The organism is Hymenobacter sp. 5317J-9 (assembly GCF_022921075.1).
GTDB lineage: Bacteria > Bacteroidota > Bacteroidia > Cytophagales > Hymenobacteraceae > Hymenobacter.
In genome coordinates, this window is sequence record NZ_CP095050.1 from 1,386,928 (window position 1) to 1,410,197 (window position 23,270).

Here is a 23,270-nt window from a genome sequence, read left to right on the forward strand (position 1 = left end):
ATTCCGGCGCCTCGGCGCTGTTCCATCACTCCTGTTAATGCAAGCGGCTCGGCCCGCGGCCGGCACCCCGCCCGACAACCGCCAACGAGCCGCTGATAACTGAAAGAAACTATGAAACTCGGCGCCATTACCTTACAAAACCCCGTGTGCCTGGCCACCGCTCCCTGGGACCTGGCCGGGGACGGCTGCGAGCACCTGGGCGCGATTTTCACCAAAACCGTGACCATGGAGCCCCGCCCGGGCCTGCCCGGCGACGAAGGCATCCTGCAGGTGGCCGACCAAACCCTGCTCAACCGCACCGACATTCGGACCGAAGGCGCCGAAGGCCTGGTGCACGAGCACCTGCCGCGGCTGCGCCGCTTCGGCGTGCCGGTGTTTGTGAGCGTGACCGCGCCGGGTGTGCCGGGCTTCCGCAAGATTGCGCGCTACCTGCAGCGCGAAGCCGGCGAGCAGATTGCCGGCCTCGAAGTGTACATCACGGCGCCGCACTCCGGCGCGGGCCCCGACATCACGGCCCGCTACGTGCGCGAAGCCACCGAGGCCGTGCGCAACGAGCTGCGCGACAACGCGGCCGTGGTGGTGAAGCTGCCGCCGTGGCCCGACCATATTCGCGGCTTGGCCCTGGGCGCGCAGGAAGGCGGCGCCACCGCGCTGGCCGCCACCAACACCCTGAAAGTGCTGCACTTGCCCGCCGACCCCGGCGCCGCGCCGCTGGTGGGCGGCCTCTCGGGCGAGGCGCTGCGCCCGCTGGCCCTGCGCTGCGTGTGGGAGCTGGCCAACGACGACAAGCTGCAGTTGCCCATTTTGGGAACTGGCGGTATTTTCACTCTTCGCGACGTGCAGGATTACCTGCGCGTGGGCGCCCAGGCCGTGCAAGTGGCCAGCGGCGAATGGCTTTCGCCGGGCCTCACGGCGCGGCTGGCGGCCGAGGTGGCCCACACCGCTTCTGCTACTCGATAATTGCGCTCCACACTCATTTCCAAAATTCCCACCACCGACCACGCTGCCATGCAAAAGCTCCTCTCCCGTGTTCAAGCTGCTAACTCCCTGCTGTGCGTGGGCCTCGACCCCACGGGCGACGATGCCACCGCGGCCCAGCGCATTCACGAAGTAATTGCCGAAACCGCCGCCTACGCGGCCGCTTTCAAGCCCAACCTGGCTTTCTTTCTGAGCCGTGAAAACGGCGTGGCCCTGCTCCAGCAAACCGTCCGCAGCATCCCCACGGACATTCCCGTGATTCTGGACGGCAAGTTTGGCGACATCGCCAACACCGCCGAACAATACGCCCGCTTCGCCTACGACGTGGTGGGCGCCGACGGCGTGACCGTGAACCCCTACATGGGCGACGACACCATCCGGCCCTTTGCCCGGCCCGGCAAGGTGGTTTTTTCGCTGGCCAAAACGTCCAACAAGCCCGTGCACGGCCTGCAGGACGCGGCCATGACGCGCGGCGGCTCCATCAGCGACTGGGCGGCCCGCCTGGCTCGCCTAATGGACGAAGAACTGACCGAAGCCACCGTGGGCCTGGTGGTGGGCGCCACCGAGCCGGCCACCGTGGCCAAGCTGCGTGCCGCCTGCCCCGAGCAATGGTTCCTGGTGCCGGGCATTGGCGCACAGGGCGGCGACTTGTCGGCCACGCTGCGCGCCGGCCTCCGTGCCGATGGCAGCGGGCTGCTGATAAACTCCTCGCGGGGCATCTGGCAGGCCAAAGACGCCGGCGCCGCTGCCCGCGAACTGCAAGAACAAATCAACGAATTTCGGGCCGTGACGAGCCCCCAACATGCCTGACCCGAAAAGCCGCTTCCCCGCGGCTTTTTGCGTTTTCGAATCTCTGTAACCATGACCCCAACCACCGACACTCCTTCGCCCATTGCCCTCGATGCCGAACTGCTGGAGCAGCAGCTGCGGCAAGAAGACGCCCTGCTGCGCGGGCACTTCCGGCTGTCGTCGGGCCTGCACTCCGATACCTACGTGCAGTGCGCCCGCTTCCTGCGCCGCCCGGAGCTGGCCGCGCCGGCCGCCGCCGCGCTGGCCGGCCAGATTCAGGCCGCCGACCTGCAGCCCGACGTGGTGGTGGGCCCGGCCATGGGCGGCGTGGTGATTGGCTACGAACTGGCCCGGCAGCTGGGCGTGCCCGGCATCTTCACCGAGCGCGACGCCGACGGGCAGATGACCCTACGCCGAGGCTTCACCATTGAGCCCGGCGAAAAAGTCATCATCGCCGAAGACGTGGTGACCACCGGCAAGAGCACGCTGGAAGTGGCCCGCGTGCTGCGCGAGCTGGGCGCCGAGGTGCTGGGCGTGGCCTCGCTGATTGACCGCACGGGTGGCCAGGGCGGGCTGGATTTTCCGCACTTCGCGCTGCTGTCGGTGCAAGCCGCTACTTACCAGCCGGACGCTTGCCCGCTCTGTGCGGCCGGCGTGCCGGTGGTGAAGCCCGGCAGCCGGCCGGAGAAAGCGTTTTAGAGAATGAAAAGCCCAAACGCCCAGCTTGAACGTCATGCTGAGCGAAGTCGAAGCATCTCTACCGCTTCGTTGTGATAGTAACTAATTAGTTGTGCAGTAGAGATGCTTCGGCCTCGCTCAGCATGACGTTCTGATATCTTCGATGTCCGATACCAATCCCGACACCACCCAAAGCACCCACACCATTCAGCTCACGCTGAAACCCGGCCAGCACGACGGCGACGGCCAGCGCGTGGCCGAAGCCGCCGCCCGCCACCTCGGCCTGCGCACCGGCCGCGTGCGCAGCGCTGCCATCTATACGGTGCGCTACCCGTTGAGCGAAACGCAACTCAGCGACTTCGCCACCCGTTGTCTCGCCGACCCGGTGCTGCACGACGTGCGCCTGAATGAATTAACTGGCGCCGAAGGCTATGCCACCTACATCCTGGTAGCTCGCCGCCCTGGCGTGACCGACGACGAAGGCACTTCGGCCCAAAATGCCCTGGCCGACATCCTGAACGAGCCGCTGGACGTGCACACCCAGCACATCTTCAGCAAGAAGCTCTACCTGCTCGAAAACGACTTGCCGGCCGACGACCTGCGCCGCATCGCGGAGGAGCTGCTCGGCAACAAGCTCATCAACTGGCTGGAAGTGGGCCGCGTGGCCGACGGCATCCGCGACTACACGCCGCGCCCCGGCGGCGGCGCCGAAGCCATTACCGAAGTCGTTTCGCTGACGGGCCTGAGCGACACGGAGCTGCTGCAGTTGTCGAAGGACAACATCTACGCGCTGAACCTGGAGGAAATGCGGGCCGTGCGCGACTACTTCGCCGCTGCTGAGACACAGGCGGAGCGGAAGGCAGCAGGCCTGCCCGCCGACCCCACCGATTGCGAGCTGGAAATCATTGCCCAGACCTGGTCGGAACACTGCAAGCACAAGGAGTTTGCGGCCGTTATCAACTACAAGGACACCGAAACGGGCGAGGAGAAGCAGATTGATTCGCTCTTCAAAACCTACATCAAAAACGCCACGTCGGAAGTGGACCGCCAGCTGCGCGCCAACGGCAACGACTGGCTGATTAAGGTGTTTTCGGATAATGCCGGCGCGGTGCGCATCAACCCCGATTCATTGTTCGTGTGGAAGGTGGAAACGCATAACTCGCCCTCGGCCATCGACCCGTACGGCGGGGCCATCACGGGCATTTTGGGCAACAACCGCGACCCATTGGCCACTGGCATCGGGGGCGCGCGGCTGCTGTTCAATACCAACGTGCTGTGCTTCGGCAACCCTGAATTTGAGGGACAACTGCTGACTGGTCAGCTGCACCCGCGCCGCATTCTGGAAGGTGTGCGCAAGGGCATCGAGGACGGCGGCAACAAGTCGGGCGTACCTACCGTGAACGGCGCCATTGTGTTCGATGACCGGTACGCGGGCAAGCCGCTGGTGTACTGCGGCACCGGCGCTGTGATGCCGATGCAGTTTGCGGGCAAAGATTCCTGGGAAAAAATCATTGATGCCGGCGACCGCATCATCATGGCCGGCGGCCGGGTGGGCAAAGACGGCATCCACGGCGCCACGTTCTCGTCAATCGAGCTGGACGAAACTGCGCCCGCCACAGCCGTGCAAATCGGCTCGCCCATCACCCAGAAGCTGGCGATGGATTTCCTGCTGCTGGCCTCGCGCCGCGGCCTGCTGAAATGCAGCACCGACAACGGCGCGGGCGGCCTCTCGTCGTCCGTGGGCGAGCTGGCCGGCATCTCGGGCGGCGCGGTGGTGGAGCTGGAGCGCGTGCCGCTGAAGTACCCCGGCCTGCGGCCTTGGGAGATTTTTGTGAGCGAGTCGCAGGAGCGGTTTACGCTCGTGGTGGAGCCCGGCAAAATGGCCGAAATCACGGCGCTGGGCCAGGAAATGGAAGTGGAGCTGACCGACATCGGCTTCTTCACCGCCGACGGTTTCCTGGATGTGCGCTTCGACGGCGCCCCGGTGGCCCGGCTGAACATGGAGTTTCTGCACGAGGGCGTACCGCGCAAGGTGCTGGAAGCCGAGTGGACCAAACCCGCCGCCGCCGAGCCGGAGATTCCGGCCGCTACCGACTACACCGCCACGCTGGGCCAGCTGCTGGGCTCGCTAAACATCTGCTCGCGCGAATCGGTCATTCGGCAGTACGACCACGAGGTGAAGGGCCGCACCATTGTGAAGCCCCTGATGGGCGCCACCGGCCAGGCGCCGCAGGACGCGGCCGTGGTGCGTTTCAATTTTGAGAGCTGGGAGGGCGTGGCCGTGAGCAACGGCATCCTGCCGCGCTACGGCGATTTGGACGCCTACCACATGTCGGCTGGCTCGTTCGACGAGGCCGTGCGCCAGATTATTGCGGTGGGCGGGAAGCTGCCGAACCTGACGCCCGGAGACGGCATTTTCTGGTCGGTGAACGACAACTTCTGCGTGCCTGATTCGGTGTACGATGCCGCCAGCAACCCCGATGGCAAGCAGAAACTGGCCAAGCTGGTGCGCATGTGCGAGGCCCTGCGCGACGCCACGGCGGCCTACTGCATCCCGCTCACCAGCGGCAAGGACTCGATGAAAAACGACTTCAAGGCCGACGGCGTGAAGATTTCGGTGCCCCCCACCGTGCTCTACTCGATGACGGCCAAGATGGAAGACGTGCGCCGCGCCATCACCTCCGACTTCAAGCAGGCCGACGACGTGGTGTACCTGCTCGGCGAAACCTACGACGAGCTGGGCGGCTCCGAGTTCTACGCCCTGCACGGCCAGTTGGGCGCCAACGTGCCCAAGGTTGACTTCGCGAAAGCCAAAGCGCTGTACACCCTCATCGGCCAGGCCAACGACCAGAACCTCATTCAGTCCTGCCACGACCTGAGCGACGGCGGTTTGGCCGTGGCCCTGGCTGAGTGCACCTTCGGCTACGACTGCGGCGCCAGCATCGAGCTGCCCGAAAAGGGCCTGCCGCTGCCGGTGCAATTGTTTTCGGAGTCGCACTCGCGTTTCCTGGCCACGGTGGCGCCCGAAGACGTGGTAGCGTTTGAGCAGCTGCTGGGCCAGCGGGCCACCCGCCTGGGCCTGGTGACCAAAGAAGTGCGGCTGCTGGTGCAGCACGCGGGCCGCACCGTGATTTCGGCCGATGCAGCGACGTTGCGCAGCATCTGGAGCAACGGGCCTGTTAATCAGCTCCTCAGCGTGGGCGAGGTGGCCCATCTAAACCACCCGCCTTCCGTGTAATGGCACAAGACGAACACCTATTGGCCCAAAACACCTTAGAAATGGTACAAGAAGCCCAAGAGGCAGCACATAAAGTTCAATCGGAGGTACAAGAATGGACTGCCGGCGCGGTCGTGCGCGCCCTGATTCTGACTGGTTTCGGCATCAACTGCGAAGAAGAATTTGCGGCGGCCTACCGCCTGGCCGGCGCCGAGCCCACCATCGTGCACCTCAACCAGGTGCTGCACGGGCAGGTGAGCATTCACGAGTTTGACGTGCTGAACTTCCCCGGCGGCTTCTCCTTCGGCGACGACCTGGGCTCGGGCGTGGTGCTGGCCAACAAGCTGCGCTACCGCCAGACCGGCCAGGACGGCCGCACCCTGCTCGATGACATCAAGCAATTCATCGCCGACGGCAAGTTTGTGCTCGGCATCTGCAACGGCTTTCAGGTGCTGGTTAAGCTGGGCCTGCTGCCCAACCTGGGCGGCGACGTGACGCCCGAAGTGACCCTGACCCACAACGCCAGTGGCCGCTACGAAGACCGGTGGGTGACGCTCCGCGCGAACCCCAAATCGAACACGCCCTTCCTCAAAGGCATCGACACGTTGGAAGTGCCCGTGCGCCACGGCGAAGGCCGCCTCGTGATTCCAGACGCCGCCATGCAGCAGCGCATCGAAGCCGCCGGCCTCAACTGCCTGAGCTACCTCGACGCTAACGGCGACGGCACCCACGTGTACCCCTTCAACCCCAACGGCGCGGCCCTGAACTGCGCCGGCCTCACCGACCCCACGGGCCAGGTGTTCGGCCTCATGCCGCACCCCGAGGCGTTTTTGTCGGCCTACAACCACCCGGAATGGGCCCGGCGGCGGCGCCAGAATCCGGCCGCGAGCGAAGAAGGCGAGGGCCTGCAAATCTTCAAAAACATCGTGGCGCACATCACCCAAAAGAATGCTGACGCCGTGCCCACCGCGCAACCCGCCACCCCAAACCAGGCTCTCCCGAACCGCAGTTAAATGAACACCCTCACCCACTTCGCTTCTCCCCAACTTCCGTTGCTGCACCGCGGCAAAGTGCGCGACAGCCTCCGTGCGCCCAGCGGCGACCGTCTCATCATCGTGACGGACCGTCTTTCGGCGTTCGACTCGGTGCTCGAAACGGCCATCCCCCACAAGGGCGCCGTACTCAACGGTCTGGCAAACTACTGGTTTGAAAAGACGGCGCACATCATCCCCAATCACGTTATCAAGCTCGTGGATGCCAACGCCATGCTGGTGAAGGAGGCCGAGCCCATCAAGGTAGAAATGGTGGTGCGCCAGTACCTGACGGGGTCGATGTGGCGCGGCTACCAGGCCGGCCAGCGCACGTTTTCGGGCGTGACGGTGCCCGATGGGATGACCAAGCACCAGCCCTTCCCGCAGGCCATTGTGACGCCGACCACCAAGGAGGAATCGGACCGCGAAATCACGCCCGACAACCTGGTGAGCGAAGGCTGGGTGACCAAGGAGCTGTACGACCAGATGGCGGTGAAAAGCCAGATGCTGTTTGCCGTGGGCTCGCAGCTGCTGGCCGAAAAGGGCATCATTCTGGTCGATACCAAGTACGAGTTTGGCCTGCTGAACGGCAAGCTGATTCTCATCGACGAGATGCACACGCCGGACTCCTCCCGCTTCTGGGCGGCGGCAGACTACGCCAAAAATCCCGAAACGGCCGAGCAAATGGACAAGGAGTACGTCCGTCAGTGGCTCATTGCCAACAAAAAAGACGGCCAGTACCCGCGCGCCCTCACCCCGGAAGTAGCGCAGGAAGCCAGCCGCCGCTACCTCGACATCTATCAGCGCATCACCGGCGAGGCCCTGCCCACGGCCGACACCCACGGCCCCGACGCCCCCCACACCGGCCGCCAGGACGCCCGCGCCCGCATGCTGGCCAACCTCGTGCAGGCCGGCCTGATGAAGGACGCCTGGGTGAACATTGTGATGGATTCGCTAGCTGACAAGGAGCATTGCGAGCAACTCCGCCGGCAGTTCGACGGCTACGACGTCTTCACGCAGCTGCGCGTGGCTTCGGCCCTCAACTTCGGCGAAGCCCTTGCCGGCATGGCCGAAATCTGGAACAACAGCCTGGAGCCCGGCGTCGTCCTCGCCGTGGCCGGCCTCGGCGGCGCCCTGGCGGCTACCGTGAACGTGCCCGTGATTTCGTGCCCACCCTACAAGGACTACGCCGAGCTGGCTATGAACCTAAACTCGTCGGTCATCATGCCCAGCGGCACGCCTAACCTGACGGTGGTGCGCCCCGACAACGCCGCCCAGGCCGCCCTGCGCGCCCTGAACATCCCCCGCCTCCGCGAGCGCCTGAGCAAGGACATCCTCGCCACCAAAGCCAAGCTGAAAGCGGCCGACGAAGAGTTGCGGGTGCTGTAAGAAACTGCTGAATGAAGACGGTAGAAGAATTATTGGCTGGCTATGCGCTCAATGACGGAGAAATATGCTCTCTGAAGCTGGACGTGGACTATGCAGCCAATAATTATTTGCATCGGCAAGCTGCTTTAGAAGTGTTGATTCGCAAAGAAGCTGCTCATAATAAATGGGTGCCCTGTCTGTTGAAAATTCAGTTGAGTGGTGTGCACAGAATTGTCATCAGCGAAGACTTTGAATTGAGCCGCTATTCAGACGTTGTTTTTAAGGAAATAGAAGAGAGGAAATACTACCTCTCTTTCGACCCCTATGGCAACTTGGGTGAGCCTCATGAAAACGACAACTTGGTATTTGTAGCAAGTTCAGTAAGTGTGGAAGAGGGCGTAATTCAAGATAGATTTTAAGTTCAGAAGACATTGGCAGCCTCTAAAACCCTTCTCCTCCTTGGCTCCGGCGCGCGCGAGCACGCCCTGGCCGAAAAGCTGACCCGCGACGGGGCCACGGTGCACGTGCTGCCCGGCAACGCCGGCATCCCGAACAGCCAGCCGGGCTTCGACCCGCTGGATTTTGAGGCGGTACGCGCCTTTGCGCAAGCCCACGACTCCCGGCTGATAGTGGTGGGGCCGGAGGCACCGCTGGCGGCCGGCATCACCGACTTTTTTGCCGGGTCCGATATCCAGGTGTTTGGCCCCACGCGCTCGGCGGCGCGGCTGGAAAGCTCGAAGGTGTGGAGCAAGGAATTCATGCGCCGCCACGGCGTGGCCACGGCGCAGGCCTGGCCCTTCCGGAGCGACAACATTGCGGCGGCCCGCGCCAAAGCGGCCGAGCTGGGCGGGCACGTGGTAATAAAATACGACGGCCTGGCTGCCGGTAAGGGCGTGTACGTGTGCTCATCGCCGGAAGAAGCCGAAGCGGCGTTCGACGACCTGCAAACGAGCTATTCGGGCTGGTTTTCCTTTTTGCTCGAAGAAAAGCTGACCGGCCCCGAAATCAGCATCATCGGCCTCACCGATGGCCACGTTATCCGCCTGCTGGCCACGTCGCAGGACCACAAGCAACTGCTGGCCGGCGACCAGGGCCCCAACACCGGCGGCATGGGCGCCTACTGCCCCGTGCCCTTCGCCGATGCCAATGTGCTGGCCGCCATCCGCCGCGACATCGTGGACCCCACCCTGCGCGGCCTGCAAAACGAGCAATTCGAGTTCCGGGGCTTCCTGTACTTTGGCATCATGCTCACGCCCACCGGCCCCAAGCTGCTGGAATACAACGTGCGCCTCGGCGACCCCGAGGCCGAAGTGCTGCTGCCCGCCCTCGACAGCAGCCTGATAACGCTCATTGAAGCCACCCTCAACGGCACCCTGGCCCAGCAGGGCGTGAAGCAGCGCCCCGGCGCCTTCGTGGGCGTGGTGCTGGCCTCGGGCGGCTACCCGGCCCCCAAGTTTCCCACCGGCTTCCCCATCACCGGCCTCGACAACCTGCCCAGCGGCGTGCGCGCCTACCACGGCGCCACCCGGCGCAACGATGCCGGCGAACTGGTGACCAACGGCGGCCGCGTGCTCGTGCTCTCGGCCCACGGCCAGGATGTGGAGGAAGCCACCGCCCGCGCCTACGAAGCCTGCGCCCGCGTCACCTTCGAGGGCGCCTACTTCCGCCCCGACATTGCCCAGCGCCCCGCGCCGGTGCTAACCCCCGAAGCCGTAAATTGAGACCGGAAGCCCAACTGAAACTCATGAAGCTCCTCGACTCTTTTGAGCAATTCAAGCAGTCCGCTTTCTCTTTCGGAGAAGGGCCGGAGGGGAGGAAGGCGCGCTTGGCCATCCTGCTCTCGGGCCGGGGGTCCAACATGCTGGCACTGCTCGAAGCCACCAAAACCGGCGTACTGAAAGACCTGGCCGAAGTGGTGGTGGTGTTCAGCAATAAGCCCGACGCTTTCGGCCTCGAAGCAGCTGCCGCTATGGGCTGTGCCGTGGCCTCGCTGCCCAGCCAGGGCCGCAAGCGCGAAGCTTTCGATGCCGAAGCCGCCGCGCTGCTCCAACGGTACCGGCCAGATTTGGTGGTGCTGGCGGGATATATGCGCATCTTGTCGCCGGCCTTCATTCAGCCGTTTGCGGGCCGCATTATCAACATTCACCCCGCCGATACGCATCAGCACCAAGGGTTGCACGCTTACGAGTGGGCGTTCGAGAATAAGCTGCCCGAAACCAAAATCACCGTGCATCTGGTTGACGAGGGGCTCGATACCGGCCCCATTCTCGCTCAGCAAACGGTGGATTTGCGTGGGGCCGATACCCTGGCCGAAGTGGAGCGCCGCGGCCTAGCCGTGGAGCACGAGCTGTACGCGGAAACACTGGCGGAATTAATAACTCATACCATCAGAACGTCATGCTGAGCGCAGTCGAAGCATCTCTACCGCGCAAGTAATCAATACAGTCGCAACGAAGCGGTAGAGATGCTTCGACTGCGCTCAGCATGACGTTCTGGATAGTCGCTTTTAACTCGAAATACTCAATCCCATGTGCGGAATAGTAGGTTTTCACGGTCCCGATAACGTTGTAGGCGATATGATTGTCGGCCTCACTGCCCTGCAGCACCGGGGGCAGGACGCGGCCGGCATCGCCACCTTCGACGACTCGTTTCACCTGTGCAAAGGCCAGGGCCTCGTCAACGACGTGTTCAAGCCCAAGCACGTGAAGAAGCTTAAGGGCAACATCGGCATCGGGCACGTGCGCTACACCACCCAGGGCGCCAACGACTCCGACCTGGCCCAGCCCTTCACCACCAGCTACCCCTTCGGGCTGGCCATGGTGCACAACGGCAACGTCATCAACTTCCGCGACGTGGCCAAGCGCCTGCACGACAAGTACCACGTGCTGCCCAAAACCACCAACGACCTTGAGCTCATCATGTACACCTTCGCCTCGGAGCTGCGCGTGAAAGACCTCGACCACATTTCGGTGGTGGACATTTTCGATGCCGTGGAAACCACGCAGGAGCTGGTGAAGGGTGCTTACGCCACCATCACCGTCATTGCCGGCCACGGCCTGCTGGCCTTCACCGACCCGCTGGGCATCCGCCCGCTGGCGTTGGGGCGGCGCGACACGCCCAATGGCCCGGTCTACGCCTTCGTGTCGGAAAGCACCTGCTTCGATTACCTGGACTTTGAGTTTGTGGAGAATGTCGGCCCCGGCCAGGCCATTTTCATCGACAACAACTACCAAGTGCACCGCAAAAACCAGTATGCGCTGCCTAAGAACTTCTGCGCCTTCGAGCAGATTTATTTCGCCCGCGAAGACTCCGTGATTCATGGCCGCCTGGTGGCGCGCGAGCGGGTGCGGCTGGGTAAAATCCTGGCCCGCAAAGTGGTTGATGCCGGCCTGAAGCCCGACATGGTGATTGACGTGCCCAGCTCGGGCTACTTCGCCGCCTCCGGGCTGGCCGAGGCCATTGGCGTGCCCTACCGCCGCGCGCTGGTGAAGAATAACCACATGGGCCGCTCCTTCATCGTGCCCACCCAGGCCGGGCGCGAAGACGTGGTGAAGAAGAAGCTGAACCCCATCCGCGAGTTCGTGCAGGGCAAAAAGGTGGCCGTGGTGGACGACAGCATCGTGCGCGGCACCACCTCGCGCCGCATCGTGCGCCTGCTGCGCGAGGCGGGCGCTTCCGAGGTCTACTTTATTTCGAGCGCACCGCCCATCGTGTCGCCCTGCATCTACGGCATCGACATGGCCATGAGCACCGAGCTGATTGCGGCCAACTACACCACCGACGAAATCTGCCGCTACATCGAAGCCGATAAAGTCATTTACCAGGATTTACAGGATTTGGAGGAGCTGTTTGCCGAAGAAAAAGGCCACGGCGGCAGCTGCTTCGCCTGCTTCTCGGGCAAGTACCCGACGGGCGACGTGACGCACTACCTGCGCCACATTCAGGAGGAGCGCGCCAGCCACCGCGGCGACAAAAAGGACAAGAAGTCGGTGAGCGCCAAAGCGCCCGCGCCGACGGAGCATTAATCCTCTGCTAAAAACAACGAATGAAGAACGTCATGCTGAGCGCAGCCGAAGCATCTCTACCGCAGTAGTAATCAATTACTCTCGCGGTAGAGATGCTTCGACTGCGCTCAGCATGACGTTCTGGTTAGCTTAATCAATACCGATAGTTTCCCCATGTCCACCACCAACAACCCCGCCGGCTACTCCATCGAAGAAGGCAACGCCGCTTCCCGCAACGCCTACGGCTGGGCCAAAAAGACCTTCGCCAACCGCGCCGGCAAGCCCGGCGAAGCCGCCCAGGACCTCGACGGCGGCTTTGCCAACGAAATTCGGTTCGGCAACGCCCGCCTCGGCATCAGCTCCGACGGCATCGGGACCAAGATTGAGGTGGCCGAGCGCACCGGCCGCTACGACACCCTGGGCTTCGACCTCGTGGCCATGACCGCCGACGACCTCATTGTGGCCGGCTTCGTGCCCACCAACCTCTCCAACATCATCGACGTGAACCACCTCGACTACGACGTGGTGGACCAGATGATGCGCGGCCTGCACGACGCCTGCAACTTCGCCCAAATCGCTATTACGGGCGGCGAAATTGCGGAGCTCGGCAACCGCATCGGCGGTTGGCCCGGTGCGAAAATGAACTTCAACTGGTGCTCCACGGCCATCGGCAGCCTGCACCCCAGCCTGGCGCGGCCCCTGAGCGGGCACACGGCCCAGGCCGGCATGGCCGTGGTGGCCATACAGTCGCCTTCGTTCCGCTCCAACGGCTACTCGCTGGCCCGCAAAACGCTGACGCGCCTCTTTGGCGACAACTGGCACGAGGCGCCTTATGACGGCCCCGACGCCGACCAGTACCCCACCTGGGGCGACGCCATGCTCGCGCCCTCGCTCATCTACTCGCCCGGGGTGGCAGCCCTGCTCGACGCCGGCCTGCCGCTGCACGGCGCGGCCCACATCACCGGCGGCGGCGTGGCCGACAACTTCCAGCGCGTGCTCAAAAACGGCCTTGGCGCGGTGCTCGACAACCTGTTTGAGCCCCTGCCCGCCATGCAGCGCCTGCTTGAAATCGGCGACCTCAGCCCTGAAACCGCCTACCTCTACTGGAACATGGGCACCGGCATGCTGCTGGTGACCGAACCGGCGTCGGCGGCGGCCGTGGTGGCCTCGCTGCAAGCCAGCGGCTACGCGGCGCAGGTGGCCGGCCACCTCACGGCCGAGCGCGGCGTGACCTTGCGCGTGCGGGCCGGAGAGCTGCGCTACGCCTAGCAGCATCGCCTGCCCGCAACCACGGCCTGCCTCGCGGTTCGGGGCAGGCCGTGGCAATTATATAGGGATGCTTGCGTAATGCGGGAGGGTATTTGCCGTTATTTGTGCTCAACGGCATCTCTTTGGCATGAAACGTAAACGACTCCTCAACGGCGCGGCCCTGGTACTTGGCTTGTTGGGCGTGTATTTCAAGCTCAACTGGTGGGCGGGGGCCAATGCGCTGCTGCTGTCCGGCTTCGGGGCGTTGTTGGGTTCGGTGCTGGGCTTCACGGCCCGCGCCAATGCCGAAGCCGGCACTTCCTACGTGCTCAACTACGTCATGGTGGCCACCCTCACGCTGGGCATTCTGACCGTGGTGTTCCGCCTGATGCACTGGTCCGGCGACGGCCTGCTGGTGTGGGCTTCCGACGGCCTGCTCCTGGTGCTGGTCATCATGCTCATCTTCTCCAAAAACCGCGTGGTGTCCCACCAGTTCGTCACCGTGCTGGCCATCTTCTTCACGCTGGTCATTGCGCTGCTCAGCTTTGTTCCAGGCCACCAGCCGGCGCCGCGCACCCAGCCAGAGCGTGCGGCGCAACAGGAAGAAGCCTGGTTGGAACTCGATTAGGCCGGCCGCATTGCGCGCGCCGCTAGTGCGCCGCAGCTACGCCCCGCGCACCGGCTTTTTTTCCAGAATCAGCTCCGTGCGGTACTCGCAAAGCGTTTTTTCCAGACCCACCGGGAAAATGTGGGGGTTGAGGAAGCGCCGGATGCTGGGGTCGAGGCTTTGCACCTCGCGCTGGGCGTGGGCGCGGCTTTCGGCCAGCGTGGGCAGGTCGAGCACGCGTTTGCCCTGGCGGAACACCGGCTCCAATAGCTCCTTAAACTTGGTTTCGGGCTTGATGGCGAGGCGGCGCGTGAGGTCGGCCGGGTCGATGAGGATGAGCTGGTCGGGGAGGGGCTGAGCGGTGTTGTAGAGCATGTCGGCGCGGGGCTTGCCGTACTCGTTGAGGTAGCGGCGCACCTGCAAAATGCCCGGAATGCTGGTTTTGGCCACCTGCTCCGAGAGCTTGATGGTGAAGTCCCAGCCCGAGTCGTCGGCTTTGCGCAGGGCGGCCAGCTTGTACACGCCCCCCAGCGCGGCCTGGTTGTAGGCCGTCACGAGCTGAGTGCCCACGCCCCAGGTGTCGATGCGGGCGCCCTGCTGTTTGAGGCTGGTGATGAGGTTTTCTTCCAGGTCGTTGCTGGCCACGATGCGCGTTTCCGTGAAACCGGCCTCGTCCAGTACCGCCCGCGCCTCGCGGCTGAGGTAGGCCAGGTCGCCCGAATCGAGCCGGATGCCGGCCAGCTCGTGGCCCTGCGCCCGCATGTCGCGCGCCACCGAAATGGCCCGGCGCACGCCCTCAATCGTGTCGTAGGTATCGACCAGAAACACCGAGTCGTCGGGAAAAGCCTGCGCGTAGGCCGAAAACGCCTGCGTCTCGTCGCCAAAGGCCTGCACCCAGCTGTGGGCGTGCGTGCCCTTCACCGGAATGCCGTAGCGCTGCCCGGCCAGCACGTTGCTGGTGGCATCGGCCCCGCCCAGGTAGGCTGCCCGGCTGGCCCCCATGCCGCCATCGAAGCCCTGGGCGCGGCGCAGGCCAAACTCCAGCACCTGGTCGGAAGGCCCGGCGGCCTCCCGAATGCGGGCGGCCTTGGTGGCAATCAGGGTCTGGAAATTGATGAGCGTGAGCAGGGCCGTTTCCAGCAGCTGGGCTTGCAGCAGCGGCCCGCGCACGCGCACCAGCGGCTCGTTGCCAAACACCACGGTGCCTTCAGCCACGGCGTCGATGTCGCAGGTGAACTTCAGCTGGCGCAGGTAGTCCAGAAAATCGGCCGGAAACATGACGGCGCCCTTGCTGCCGCGCAGGCTGCCGAGATAGGCCAGGTCGTCTTCGGAGAAATGCAGGTTTTCGACCCAGTCCACGGCCAGGGCCAGGCCCGCCGCCACCGCGTAGCCGCCCGCGAAGGGTGCCTTGCGGAAGTAGAGGTGAAACACGGCCTCGCGGTCCTGCATGCCCTGCTGCCAGTAGCCGTAGGCCATGGTGAGCTGGTACAGGTCGGTGACGAGGGCGAGCGAGGGCGCGTAGAGGCCGGAAAGGGGGGCTGTGTTCATACCGCGAAGTAACAGCGGGGCGGGACTTTTTGCTTTTGGGGGCTGGGCGCAAGGGCCCGCGCGGCCCTACCTTGGCGGCCCCATGAGCAAGAAACGCGCCGCTGCCCCCGCCACCACGCCCGAAAAAAACGCCCCCAAACTGGTCCGCTCGCTCGACGTGCGCTGGCGGCTGGGGCTGGCGCTGCTGGTGGGCGGCCTGGCGGCTTGGCTGCTGCCCTACGCCCTGGCCCCGTGGATTTCGGCGGCCGAAATTGGCCCGCTGGCCCGCACCGTCATGGGCTGGGTCGGGTTTGGGGCGGCCGATTTGGTGCAGGTGCTGCTGGGCATGTGGGCGGCCGATACCGAAGACATTCGCTGCGTGGCCGCCACCGAAGACCTGCCCCGCACCCTGGGCTTCGTGCTGGTGCTGGCGGCGGCCCTGGCCAGCCTGGGCGCGGTGGTGGGCCTGCTGCATTCGCTCGACAAGCTGCCGCCCCATGTGAGCACGCTGCACGTGGCACTCAGCGTGGCCGCCGTGGTGCTGGCCTGGCTGCTGGTGCACGTGGTATTCACGCTGCGCTACGCCCACACGTATTACGACCAGGACGAGGAAACTGGCTGCGACGTGGGCGGCCTCGTGTTCCCCGACGACCAGGGCGACGCCACCCGGCCCAAGCTCAAGCCCAACTACATCGACTTCGCCTACTTCTCCTTCGTCATCGGCATGACGGCCCAAACTGCTGATATCGCCATTGCCAGCCGCGAACTGCGCGGCGTGGCGCTGCTGCACGGCTGCGTATCGTTTCTGTTCAATACCGTCATCGTGGCCCTCACCATCGGCACCGTGGGCGGCCTGCTGAACTAGCGGTAGAGGAGCAAATGACTTTGCTCGTTCGCTATTTACCTCGGCTGCCTAAGAAATAAGCCCCCGGCTCACGGCCAGCTTGATGAGGGCGGCGGTGTTCTTGGCCTGGGTTTTGGCGATGATGTTTTGGCGGTGGGTTTCGATGGTGCGCTTGCTGGTGAACAGCTTGTCGGCGATTTCGCCGTTGGTGAGGCCTTCGGCGATGAGCTTGAGCACTTCCAATTCGCGGGCCGTGAGGTCGGCGCCGGCGTGGGCGGCGCCGTCGTCGGTGGTGGCGCTGCTCACGCCCGAGGAGTTGGCCACGGCCTTGTAAAGCATATTCAGGCCAATTTCGGTGCACAAAAACGGGCTGCCGGACGCCACCGTCCGAATGGCGTAGGTGATTTCGCTGATGGCCGCGTTCTTCAGCACGTAGCCCAGGGCGCCGGCTTCCAGCATGCGGGCCACATAGTTTTCGTGGTCGAGCATGGTGAGCACCAGCACGTGTACCTCCGGGAAGCGGCGGCGCAGCTCGGGCATGGTGGCAAAGCCGTCCATGACGGGCATTTGCACGTCCATCAGCACTACGTCGGCGGGCGTGGTTTCGAGTATGGCCAGCACCTCGGCGCCGTTGCTGGCCTCGCCCACCACGTCAAGGTCGGCATCGGCGGAAAGCAACGCCCGGATGCCGTCGCGCAGAATGGTGTGGTCGTCGGCTAGCAGGATGCGGGTCATGGCGGGGGAGGGGGTTAACGGTGTCGGAACGGGCAGCGAACAGCAAAGTTGGGCCCGGTAGCGTATACGGAAGAAGGGGCTCCGTATTTGTACCATTTCGACGACTCACATCCCGCTTTTTTTAGGGATTTATACGGCTTTTGTTACCGGATTTAGGGTTCAGCTTCGCGCACCCTGTAATTTCGGGTTGCTAAAAACCAAATTTTTAGTAGTTGGTTGTGCCAACGGCTCACTTCGGTTCTCTGGTTTACTGCTATGATTCGCCTGCTTCTCTCCGATGGCCACGCTCCTGCGCGCGAGGCACTCCGCGCGGGTTTGGTGGCAGCCGGGGGCATCGAAATAGTGGGCGAAGCCAGCCACGGCGATGAGCTGCTGGCCCTGCCGGGCACCGCCGCCCCCACAGTTGTGCTGCTCGACCTGAGCCTGCCCGGCCCCGATGCCTTTGCCCTGCTGCCGGCCCTGCGCGGCCAATACCCGCAGCTGCGGGTGCTGGCCCGCGGCGAGCTCAGCAGCGAGCAATACGTGGCGCGGGCCTTCGACCTGGGCAGCCACGGCTACGTACTCAAAAACGCGCAAATGCAGGAGCTGACCCACGGCTTGTCCGCCGTGGCCGCGGGCCGCCCCTTCTTATGCTCGGCCATTGGGCTGGCTCTGCTCAGCCGCCTCTACACCGGCACGCCCGCCGACGGCGACGCCGCCCGCCTGGCCCTGGGCCTGAGCAAGCGCGAAATGGAAGTGCTGAGTCTGGTGGCCGAAGGCCTCACCAACGCTGAAATTGCCACCAAGCTGTTCACCAGCAAGCGCACGGTCGAAACCCACCGCCAGAACATCATGGACAAGACCCAGACCCGCAACACAGCGGCCCTCATCCGGCTGGCGGCCATTCAGGGGCTACTGCCGAGCTGAGGTCAGGTAGTGAGTTTAACGGGGTTGCGGCGCAGCTTGCGCCAAGCAAAACAGCAAACTCGCCGCCTCACTATTTCACTGCTTCACCGCTGCTCTGCGCGGCGATAATAAATTCGGCCAGCTCGCGGAAGCAGCCGTGGCCGCCGGCGGTCTGGCAGTGAAAATCGGCCGCGGCGCGGGCAAAGGAGGTCGCATCGCCGGGACAAGCCGAAAAGCCCACCATGCCCAGAATCTCGAGGTCGTTGGTGTCGTCGCCGATAAAGGCAATCTCGTGGGCGGTCAGCCCGGTGCGGGCCATGATTTCGCGCAGGCAGGCAGGCTTGTCCTTGATGCCCAGGTGCAACTCCTCGATGCGCAGCTTGGCCGCCCGCGTGCGCACCGACGGCGACACCTCGCCCGTGACGATGCCCGTGGCAATGCCGTGGTGGCGCAGGCGCTCCACGCCCATGCCGTCGCGGATGTTGAAACGCTTCATCTCTTCGCCGCGCTCGGAGTAGTACACGCCGCCATCGGTGAGCACGCCGTCGCAGTCGGTGAGCACCAGGCGCACGCGGCGGGCGCGGGCAGTGAGGTCGGCTAGTTTCATAAAAGCAAGAAAAGCAAGAAGGGGGGAATGCGGGAAAGCGCCGGCCAGGCGCCAATTCGGGCGCAAGAACGGCACAGAATGATAAACCAGCGCCGCCCGCGAATTGGGATTATCCCGCAATGACTATCTTAGCTGTAGTTAACTTATCCGGCTTGTATCATATGAAGAATTACTTGACTATCGTGGCCCTTGCGGGCAGCTTGTTACCGTTTCAATCCCAGGCACAGCACCGCGACGCGTTGATTGCCGCCGAAAACGCGTTTGCCGCCCAAGCCATGCAAGCCGGCACCCGGGCCGCCTTTCTGGCCAACAGTGCCCCCACCGCCCTGGTGGCCGAAAACGGCCGGCTGGCGAACGCCCAGGAAGTGTGGCAGGCCCGCCCGACCCAGGAGAACACCCGCCTGCTGTGGTACCCGGTGCTGGCCGATGTGGCCCAGTCGGGCGACGTAGGCTACACCACCGGCCCCTGGAACATCTTGAAAAACAACCAGCCGCAGACCAGCGGCGAATATGTGACCGTGTGGCGCAAGCAGCCCGATGGCACCTGGAAATTTGCCGTCGATATGGGCATTGTGCGCATTGGCAGCTCCCCGGCTAAGGCGGCTACTGTGCCGCAGCCGCGCCTGCAGGTGGCGGTGGCCACGCCCAGTATGGCCCCCTCCAGCGTAGTGCTCGATGTAGACCGCCGCTTTGCCGAAGCCGAATTGTCGAAGCCCGGCGCCACCTACCAGCAATACCTCAGCGCCGAAGCCCGCCTCTACCGCCCGGGCCTGTCGATGATGCAAGGCGCCGCGGCCGTGGCCAACATGAAAAATCTCGATTCGGGCTATGCCTTCGCACCCACCACCGGCTACCTGGCCGCGGCCGGCGACCTGGGCTACGTGGTGGGCACGCTGCGCCGCTTTGCCACGGCCAAGCACCCCGAAGAAAACGGCAGCTACCTGCGCATTTGGCGCCGCGAGGCCGTGGCCGGCTGGCGCCTGGTGCTGGAAGTGTTCAACCTGACCAATGCACCGGTAGACGCGGCCGCAGTGCCTACGCAGGCGCCCGACAACGTGAGCGGCAGCGCCGGCCCGGCTAAGCGGGCCCAGTAAGAAAAATCTGTCTGTAAAAACCCTCGCTGCACCCGCTGCGAGGGTTTTTTTGTATCTTTTGGGAAGCTGCCGCTGGGCTTGAGTGAGTGGACGCGTAAGGCCTTGGAAGCTGGCGCGTCTAGCCAGGTATGGCGCAACATTCGCTAGCACCCCGTTTCTTACTCTCTAGTTTTCAGCCCATGAAGAACTACATGTTACTGGCGCTGCCCCTCGGCGGCATCGTGCTGGCGCTGGCCTCGGCGGCCCCTGCCCCAGAAGCGCCAGCCCGGGTTCCGGTGGTGGTAGAGCTGTTCACATCGGAAGGCTGCTCCAGCTGCCCCAGCGCCGACGCGGCCCTGCGCGAGCTGGAAAACGCCCAGACGGTGCCCGGCGTCGAGGTCATCGCCCTCGGCGAGCACGTGGATTACTGGAATCGGTTGGGCTGGAAGGACGTGTTTTCGGCTCCTGCCTACACCGAGCGCCAGCGGCGATACGCCCAGGGCTTCGGCACGGGTTCCTACACGCCCCAGGCGGTGGTGGCCGGCCGCTACGAGTTTGTGGGCAGCCGCACCGGCGAGCTGGCCGCCACCGTGGCCAAGGCCGCCCGAGCCCCGCAAGCCGCGCTGAGCGTGGCCGTGAGCGGCGGCCGGGCCCGGGTGGAGGTGCGCAGCCTGCCCGCCCACACGCCCGCGGCCGAGGTGCTGCTGGTCATTACCGAGAAGAACCTGGCCTCGCAGGTGGGGCGGGGCGAAAACTCGGGCCGCTTGTTGCGCCATGCCTCGGTGGTGCGCCGGCTGCTGCCGCTGGGCCGCGTGAGCGCCGATGGCACCTTCGCTGCCACCACCGAGCTGTCGCTGGCGTCCGACTGGAAGCGCGCCAACCTGCGGGCCGTGGCCTTGGTGCAGGAAACAGCTTCGCGCCATGTGGTAGGCGCCGCATCAGCCGCCGTGCCGGAATGAGGCACAGTGTTGCGGCGCCGCCGGCGCGTATAGCCCCACCAATCCGGGCGCTGACGTAATCTTGCAGCGCAACTTGTGCCTTTTGCCTGCATGACCCCAGCCACCCCCGTTCCGGCGCTTTGGCCCGACCGTTTCGGCGACGAGCTTTACCGCTTCGCCCTCAGCCGTGTGAGCGACGCCGACGTAGCCGAAGAGCTGGTGCAGGAAACCTTCCTGAGCGCCCTCGATGGCCTGGCCACGTTCCGGGCCGAAGCCTCCGAGCGCACCTGGCTGTTCGTCATCCTGCGCCGCAAAATCATCGACCATTACCGGCGACAGGCCCGCGCCACCCAGGTCAGCCTCGACGAGCTGAGTGAAAACGGTGCCACCGAAGCCGACTTCTTTACACCTGAAAACGGCCACTGGACGGGTCCGCAAGCCCCCGCCAGTTGGCTCAACGCCGACGCGGCACTGGAGCAGCAGGAGCTGCACGAAATCCTGCAGCGCTGCCAGGAGCGCCTGTCGCCGCAGCAGGGCGCCGTGTTTGCCATGCGGTTTGTGGAGGAATTATCGGCCGAAGAAATTTGTCAGGAGCTCGGCCTGAGTTCGGCCAACTACTGGGTCATCGTGCACCGCGCCAAGCTGCAGCTGCGCCGCTGCCTCGAAAAACACGGCCTCGGCGAGAATTAAGAATTGATTATGCTACGACTCATTACCTGCCAACACGCCACGCTGCTGCTCGAAAAGCGCGCCGACGGTGCGCTCCCGAAAGAGCAGCGCGCCAGCCTGTGGCTGCACCTGCGCTACTGCCCCTACTGCAACCGCTACGCCAAGCAAACGGTGCTCATTGCGGAGTGGGCCCGCGCTGCGGCTTCCAGCCGCGCCCAAGCCAGTGTAACCCTGTCGGAGGTTGCTAAGGAGCGCATGCGCCAGCGTTTGCGCGCGGCCGGGTAGCCGTCCGTCATGGCTACAGCCGCGAAGCCGCTCGTCCTGCCAACCTCCAAACCTTTATATCACAAAAAGCCCCGACACTGCGAAGTGTTGGGGCTTTTTACATTATTCGATTGGTCGCTGCGCACTGAACGGTTTGCTCCGTAGCGCACGCCATGACGGCGGCTCCTGGGCAACGCCCAATTTAGGCGCCCGTCGGGGCCAGGCGCACCACCAGGCCGTCGGTGCGGGGCGTGAGGCGAATCTGGCAGCTGAGGCGCGAGCCCAGGTGCACCACGGGCAGGGTTTCAAGCATGTCGAGTTCGGCGTCTTCGGGCTCGGGCAGGGCGGGGCCGGCCAGCACTTCCACGTGGCAGGTGGCGCAGAGGGCCATGCCGCCGCAGGTGGCCATGATGTCGTAGCCGCTGGCTTTGAGCAACTCCATCAGGCTCAGCCCCATATCAGTGGGCGCCAGAATTTCGCGGCGCTGGCCGGGAGCTTCTTCAACGTAGATGCGGATATCTTCTTCCATAATGTGGGTGATTGGGGCACAAAAGAACGTCATGCTGAGCACAGCCGAAGCATCTCTACCGCGTAAGTAGTCGGATTTACTATTGCGGTAGAGATGCTTCGGCTGCGCTCAGCATGACGCTCTGGGATACCAGACTACATAGACGGTGCCCCATTGACGGTGGTGTACTTCAGCGTGTACTTTTTGTCGGGGAAAATGTATTTGAAGGCGCCCTGGCACATGAGCGCGGCCTCGTGGAAGCCGCACAGAATGAGCTTGAGCTTGCCGGGGTAGGTGTTGATGTCGCCGATGGCAAACACGCCGGGCAGCGAAGTACTGTAGTCCAGGGTATCAACCTTCACGGCATCGTTCTCAATTTCCAAGCCCCACTCGCCGATGGGGCCGAGCTTGGGCGTGAGGCCGAACAGCGGAATGAAGCAGTCGAGCGGCACCGTCTCGGCCTGGCCGTCGTTGCCGGTAATGGTCACTTCCTTCAGCATGCCGTTGCCGTGCAGGTGCGTCACGTTGGAGCTGAGCACGAGCTTGATTTTGCCGGCCTCGGCCAGCGTCTTCACTTTTTCGGCCGAGTCGGCGGCGCCGCGGAAGGTGGTGCCGCGGTGCACCAGCGTCACGTCGGAAGCCACGTTGGCGAGGAAGTTGGTCCAGTCGAGGGCCGAATCGCCGCCGCCGGCGATGACGATTTTCTTGTCGCGGAAATGCTCGGGGTCGCGCACCATGTAGTGCACGCCGCGGCCGCCTTCAAACTGCTCCAGGTTCTCCACGGCGGGCTTGCGGGGCTCAAACGAGCCCAGGCCGCCGGCAATGGCCACGGCCTTGCAGTGAATTTCGGTGCCGTCGGTGGTGTAAAGCTGAAACGAGCCGTCGTCGAGCTTCTGGAATTGTTCGACCCGTTCGCCCAGCGTGAAAGTGGGGTGGAAGGGCTCAATCTGCTTCATCAGGTTGTCGACCAGGTCGCCAGCCAGGATTTCGGGGAAGCCCGGAATGTCGTAAATCGGCTTTTTGGGGTAAATCTCGGAGAGCTGGCCGCCGGGCTGGGGCAGGGCGTCCACCACGTGGCAGCGGAGCTTGAGCAGGCCGGCTTCGAACACGGCAAACAGGCCCACCGGGCCGGCCCCGATGATGCAGATGTCAGTGGAAATGGGAGTGGGCATAAGGGGTATAAAGTGCCTTTAACCGGGCGTCGGGTTTGAAGCGGCTACAACGTAGGAAGCCGTTGGGCAAAGGTACGGCCACCGGCCGGGGCCGCCAACGCGGGCCCGGGTTATAACAGCACTCCTCC

General features: G+C 64.2%; 23 protein-coding genes. 18 read left to right on the top strand and 5 right to left on the bottom strand.

The annotated features are described in order from the left end of the window. Nucleotides 1-111 precede the first annotated feature (111 nt). From MUN81_RS05690 to MUN81_RS05745, 12 genes are all read left to right on the top strand, one after another. Nucleotides 112-960: a hypothetical protein gene (locus MUN81_RS05690; RefSeq protein WP_245115787.1), complete on the top strand. Its 849-nt coding sequence runs from the start codon at nt 112-114 to the stop codon at nt 958-960. 48 nt (nt 961-1,008) lie between these two features. Then, nucleotides 1,009-1,788: an orotidine-5'-phosphate decarboxylase gene (pyrF, locus tag MUN81_RS05695; protein ID WP_245115788.1), complete on the top strand. Its 780-nt coding sequence runs from the start codon at nt 1,009-1,011 to the stop codon at nt 1,786-1,788. Between the two features lie 51 nt (nt 1,789-1,839). Further along, nucleotides 1,840-2,466 carry an orotate phosphoribosyltransferase gene (gene pyrE, locus MUN81_RS05700; RefSeq protein ID WP_245115789.1) on the top strand — a complete coding sequence of 209 codons (627 nt, stop codon included), beginning with the start codon at nt 1,840-1,842 and terminating at the stop codon, nt 2,464-2,466. Between the two features lie 142 nt (nt 2,467-2,608). Then, nucleotides 2,609-5,683 (top strand): AIR synthase-related protein, encoded by a 3,075-nt coding sequence (locus MUN81_RS05705; protein ID WP_245115790.1) that lies wholly within the window; start codon nt 2,609-2,611, stop codon nt 5,681-5,683. Between the two features lie 113 nt (nt 5,684-5,796). Continuing rightward, nucleotides 5,797-6,675: a phosphoribosylformylglycinamidine synthase subunit PurQ gene (locus MUN81_RS05710; RefSeq protein WP_245115792.1), complete on the top strand. Its 879-nt coding sequence runs from the start codon at nt 5,797-5,799 to the stop codon at nt 6,673-6,675. Then, nucleotides 6,676-8,082, top strand: a complete 1,407-nt coding sequence (locus MUN81_RS05715; RefSeq protein ID WP_245115795.1) for a phosphoribosylaminoimidazolesuccinocarboxamide synthase — start codon at nt 6,676-6,678, stop codon at nt 8,080-8,082. 11 nt (nt 8,083-8,093) lie between these two features. After that, nucleotides 8,094-8,480 carry a hypothetical protein gene (locus MUN81_RS05720; protein ID WP_245115796.1) on the top strand — a complete coding sequence of 129 codons (387 nt, stop codon included), beginning with the start codon at nt 8,094-8,096 and terminating at the stop codon, nt 8,478-8,480. Between the two features lie 12 nt (nt 8,481-8,492). Then, nucleotides 8,493-9,782 (top strand): phosphoribosylamine--glycine ligase, encoded by a 1,290-nt coding sequence (purD, locus tag MUN81_RS05725; RefSeq protein ID WP_245115797.1) that lies wholly within the window; start codon nt 8,493-8,495, stop codon nt 9,780-9,782. A gap of 23 nt (nt 9,783-9,805) precedes the next feature. Beyond that, nucleotides 9,806-10,465: a phosphoribosylglycinamide formyltransferase gene (purN, locus tag MUN81_RS05730; RefSeq protein ID WP_245115799.1), complete on the top strand. Its 660-nt coding sequence runs from the start codon at nt 9,806-9,808 to the stop codon at nt 10,463-10,465. 124 nt (nt 10,466-10,589) lie between these two features. Further along, nucleotides 10,590-12,086: an amidophosphoribosyltransferase gene (gene purF / locus MUN81_RS05735; protein ID WP_280638266.1), complete on the top strand. Its 1,497-nt coding sequence runs from the start codon at nt 10,590-10,592 to the stop codon at nt 12,084-12,086. A 153-nt stretch (nt 12,087-12,239) separates the two neighbouring features. Beyond that, nucleotides 12,240-13,334 carry an AIR synthase-related protein gene (locus MUN81_RS05740; RefSeq protein ID WP_245115803.1) on the top strand — a complete coding sequence of 365 codons (1,095 nt, stop codon included), beginning with the start codon at nt 12,240-12,242 and terminating at the stop codon, nt 13,332-13,334. 127 nt (nt 13,335-13,461) lie between these two features. Beyond that, a complete protein-coding gene (locus MUN81_RS05745) occupies nt 13,462-13,941 on the top strand; it encodes a hypothetical protein (RefSeq protein ID WP_245115805.1) in 480 nt (159 codons plus the stop codon). Between the two features lie 36 nt (nt 13,942-13,977). On the opposite strand, the gene MUN81_RS05750 is transcribed toward MUN81_RS05745, so the two are convergent. Further along, nucleotides 13,978-15,468 (bottom strand): nicotinate phosphoribosyltransferase, encoded by a 1,491-nt coding sequence (locus tag MUN81_RS05750; RefSeq protein ID WP_245115807.1) that lies wholly within the window; start codon nt 15,466-15,468, stop codon nt 13,978-13,980. A gap of 82 nt (nt 15,469-15,550) precedes the next feature. Here MUN81_RS05750 and MUN81_RS05755 point away from each other — a divergent pair, with 82 nt between their 5' ends. After that, nucleotides 15,551-16,312, top strand: coding sequence for a DUF1345 domain-containing protein (locus tag MUN81_RS05755; protein WP_245115809.1), 762 nt, complete (start codon nt 15,551-15,553; stop codon nt 16,310-16,312). Nucleotides 16,313-16,360: 48 nt separating this feature from the next. Here MUN81_RS05755 and MUN81_RS05760 read toward each other — a convergent pair whose 3' ends face one another. Continuing rightward, the gene (locus MUN81_RS05760; RefSeq protein ID WP_245115811.1) at nt 16,361-17,026 is read right to left on the bottom strand and encodes a response regulator transcription factor; all 666 of its coding nucleotides are present in this window, start codon (nt 17,024-17,026) and stop codon (nt 16,361-16,363) included. Between the two features lie 255 nt (nt 17,027-17,281). Between MUN81_RS05760 and MUN81_RS05765 the strand changes: the two genes are divergently transcribed. Then, complete coding sequence (locus MUN81_RS05765; RefSeq protein ID WP_245115812.1) at nt 17,282-17,932, top strand: response regulator transcription factor; 651 nt, start codon at nt 17,282-17,284, stop codon at nt 17,930-17,932. 70 nt (nt 17,933-18,002) lie between these two features. Here the strand turns inward: MUN81_RS05765 and MUN81_RS05770 are convergent, their stop codons facing one another. Continuing rightward, entirely contained in the window at nt 18,003-18,518 is a 516-nt protein-coding gene (locus tag MUN81_RS05770) for an HAD-IIIA family hydrolase (protein WP_245115813.1), read from the bottom strand. A 161-nt stretch (nt 18,519-18,679) separates the two neighbouring features. On the opposite strand from MUN81_RS05770, the gene MUN81_RS05775 reads away from it, so the two are divergent. The 4 genes from MUN81_RS05775 (at nt 18,680) to MUN81_RS05790 (ending at nt 21,483) form a co-directional block, all read left to right on the top strand. Beyond that, nucleotides 18,680-19,612, top strand: a complete 933-nt coding sequence (locus tag MUN81_RS05775) for a DUF4440 domain-containing protein (protein ID WP_245115815.1) — start codon at nt 18,680-18,682, stop codon at nt 19,610-19,612. A 179-nt stretch (nt 19,613-19,791) separates the two neighbouring features. Next, entirely contained in the window at nt 19,792-20,550 is a 759-nt protein-coding gene (locus tag MUN81_RS05780; protein ID WP_245115816.1) for a DUF1223 domain-containing protein, read from the top strand. A gap of 90 nt (nt 20,551-20,640) precedes the next feature. Beyond that, on the top strand, nt 20,641-21,219 hold the full coding sequence (locus tag MUN81_RS05785) for a sigma-70 family RNA polymerase sigma factor (protein ID WP_245115818.1): 579 nt from the start codon (nt 20,641-20,643) through the stop codon (nt 21,217-21,219). Nucleotides 21,220-21,228: 9 nt separating this feature from the next. Next, nucleotides 21,229-21,483: a hypothetical protein gene (locus MUN81_RS05790; RefSeq protein WP_245115820.1), complete on the top strand. Its 255-nt coding sequence runs from the start codon at nt 21,229-21,231 to the stop codon at nt 21,481-21,483. A 181-nt stretch (nt 21,484-21,664) separates the two neighbouring features. Here MUN81_RS05790 and MUN81_RS05795 read toward each other — a convergent pair whose 3' ends face one another. Then, nucleotides 21,665-21,991 (bottom strand): 2Fe-2S iron-sulfur cluster-binding protein, encoded by a 327-nt coding sequence (locus tag MUN81_RS05795; RefSeq protein WP_245115822.1) that lies wholly within the window; start codon nt 21,989-21,991, stop codon nt 21,665-21,667. Between the two features lie 134 nt (nt 21,992-22,125). Continuing rightward, nucleotides 22,126-23,142 (bottom strand): NAD(P)/FAD-dependent oxidoreductase, encoded by a 1,017-nt coding sequence (locus tag MUN81_RS05800; RefSeq protein WP_245115824.1) that lies wholly within the window; start codon nt 23,140-23,142, stop codon nt 22,126-22,128. Between the last annotated feature and the right edge of the window lie 128 nt (nt 23,143-23,270).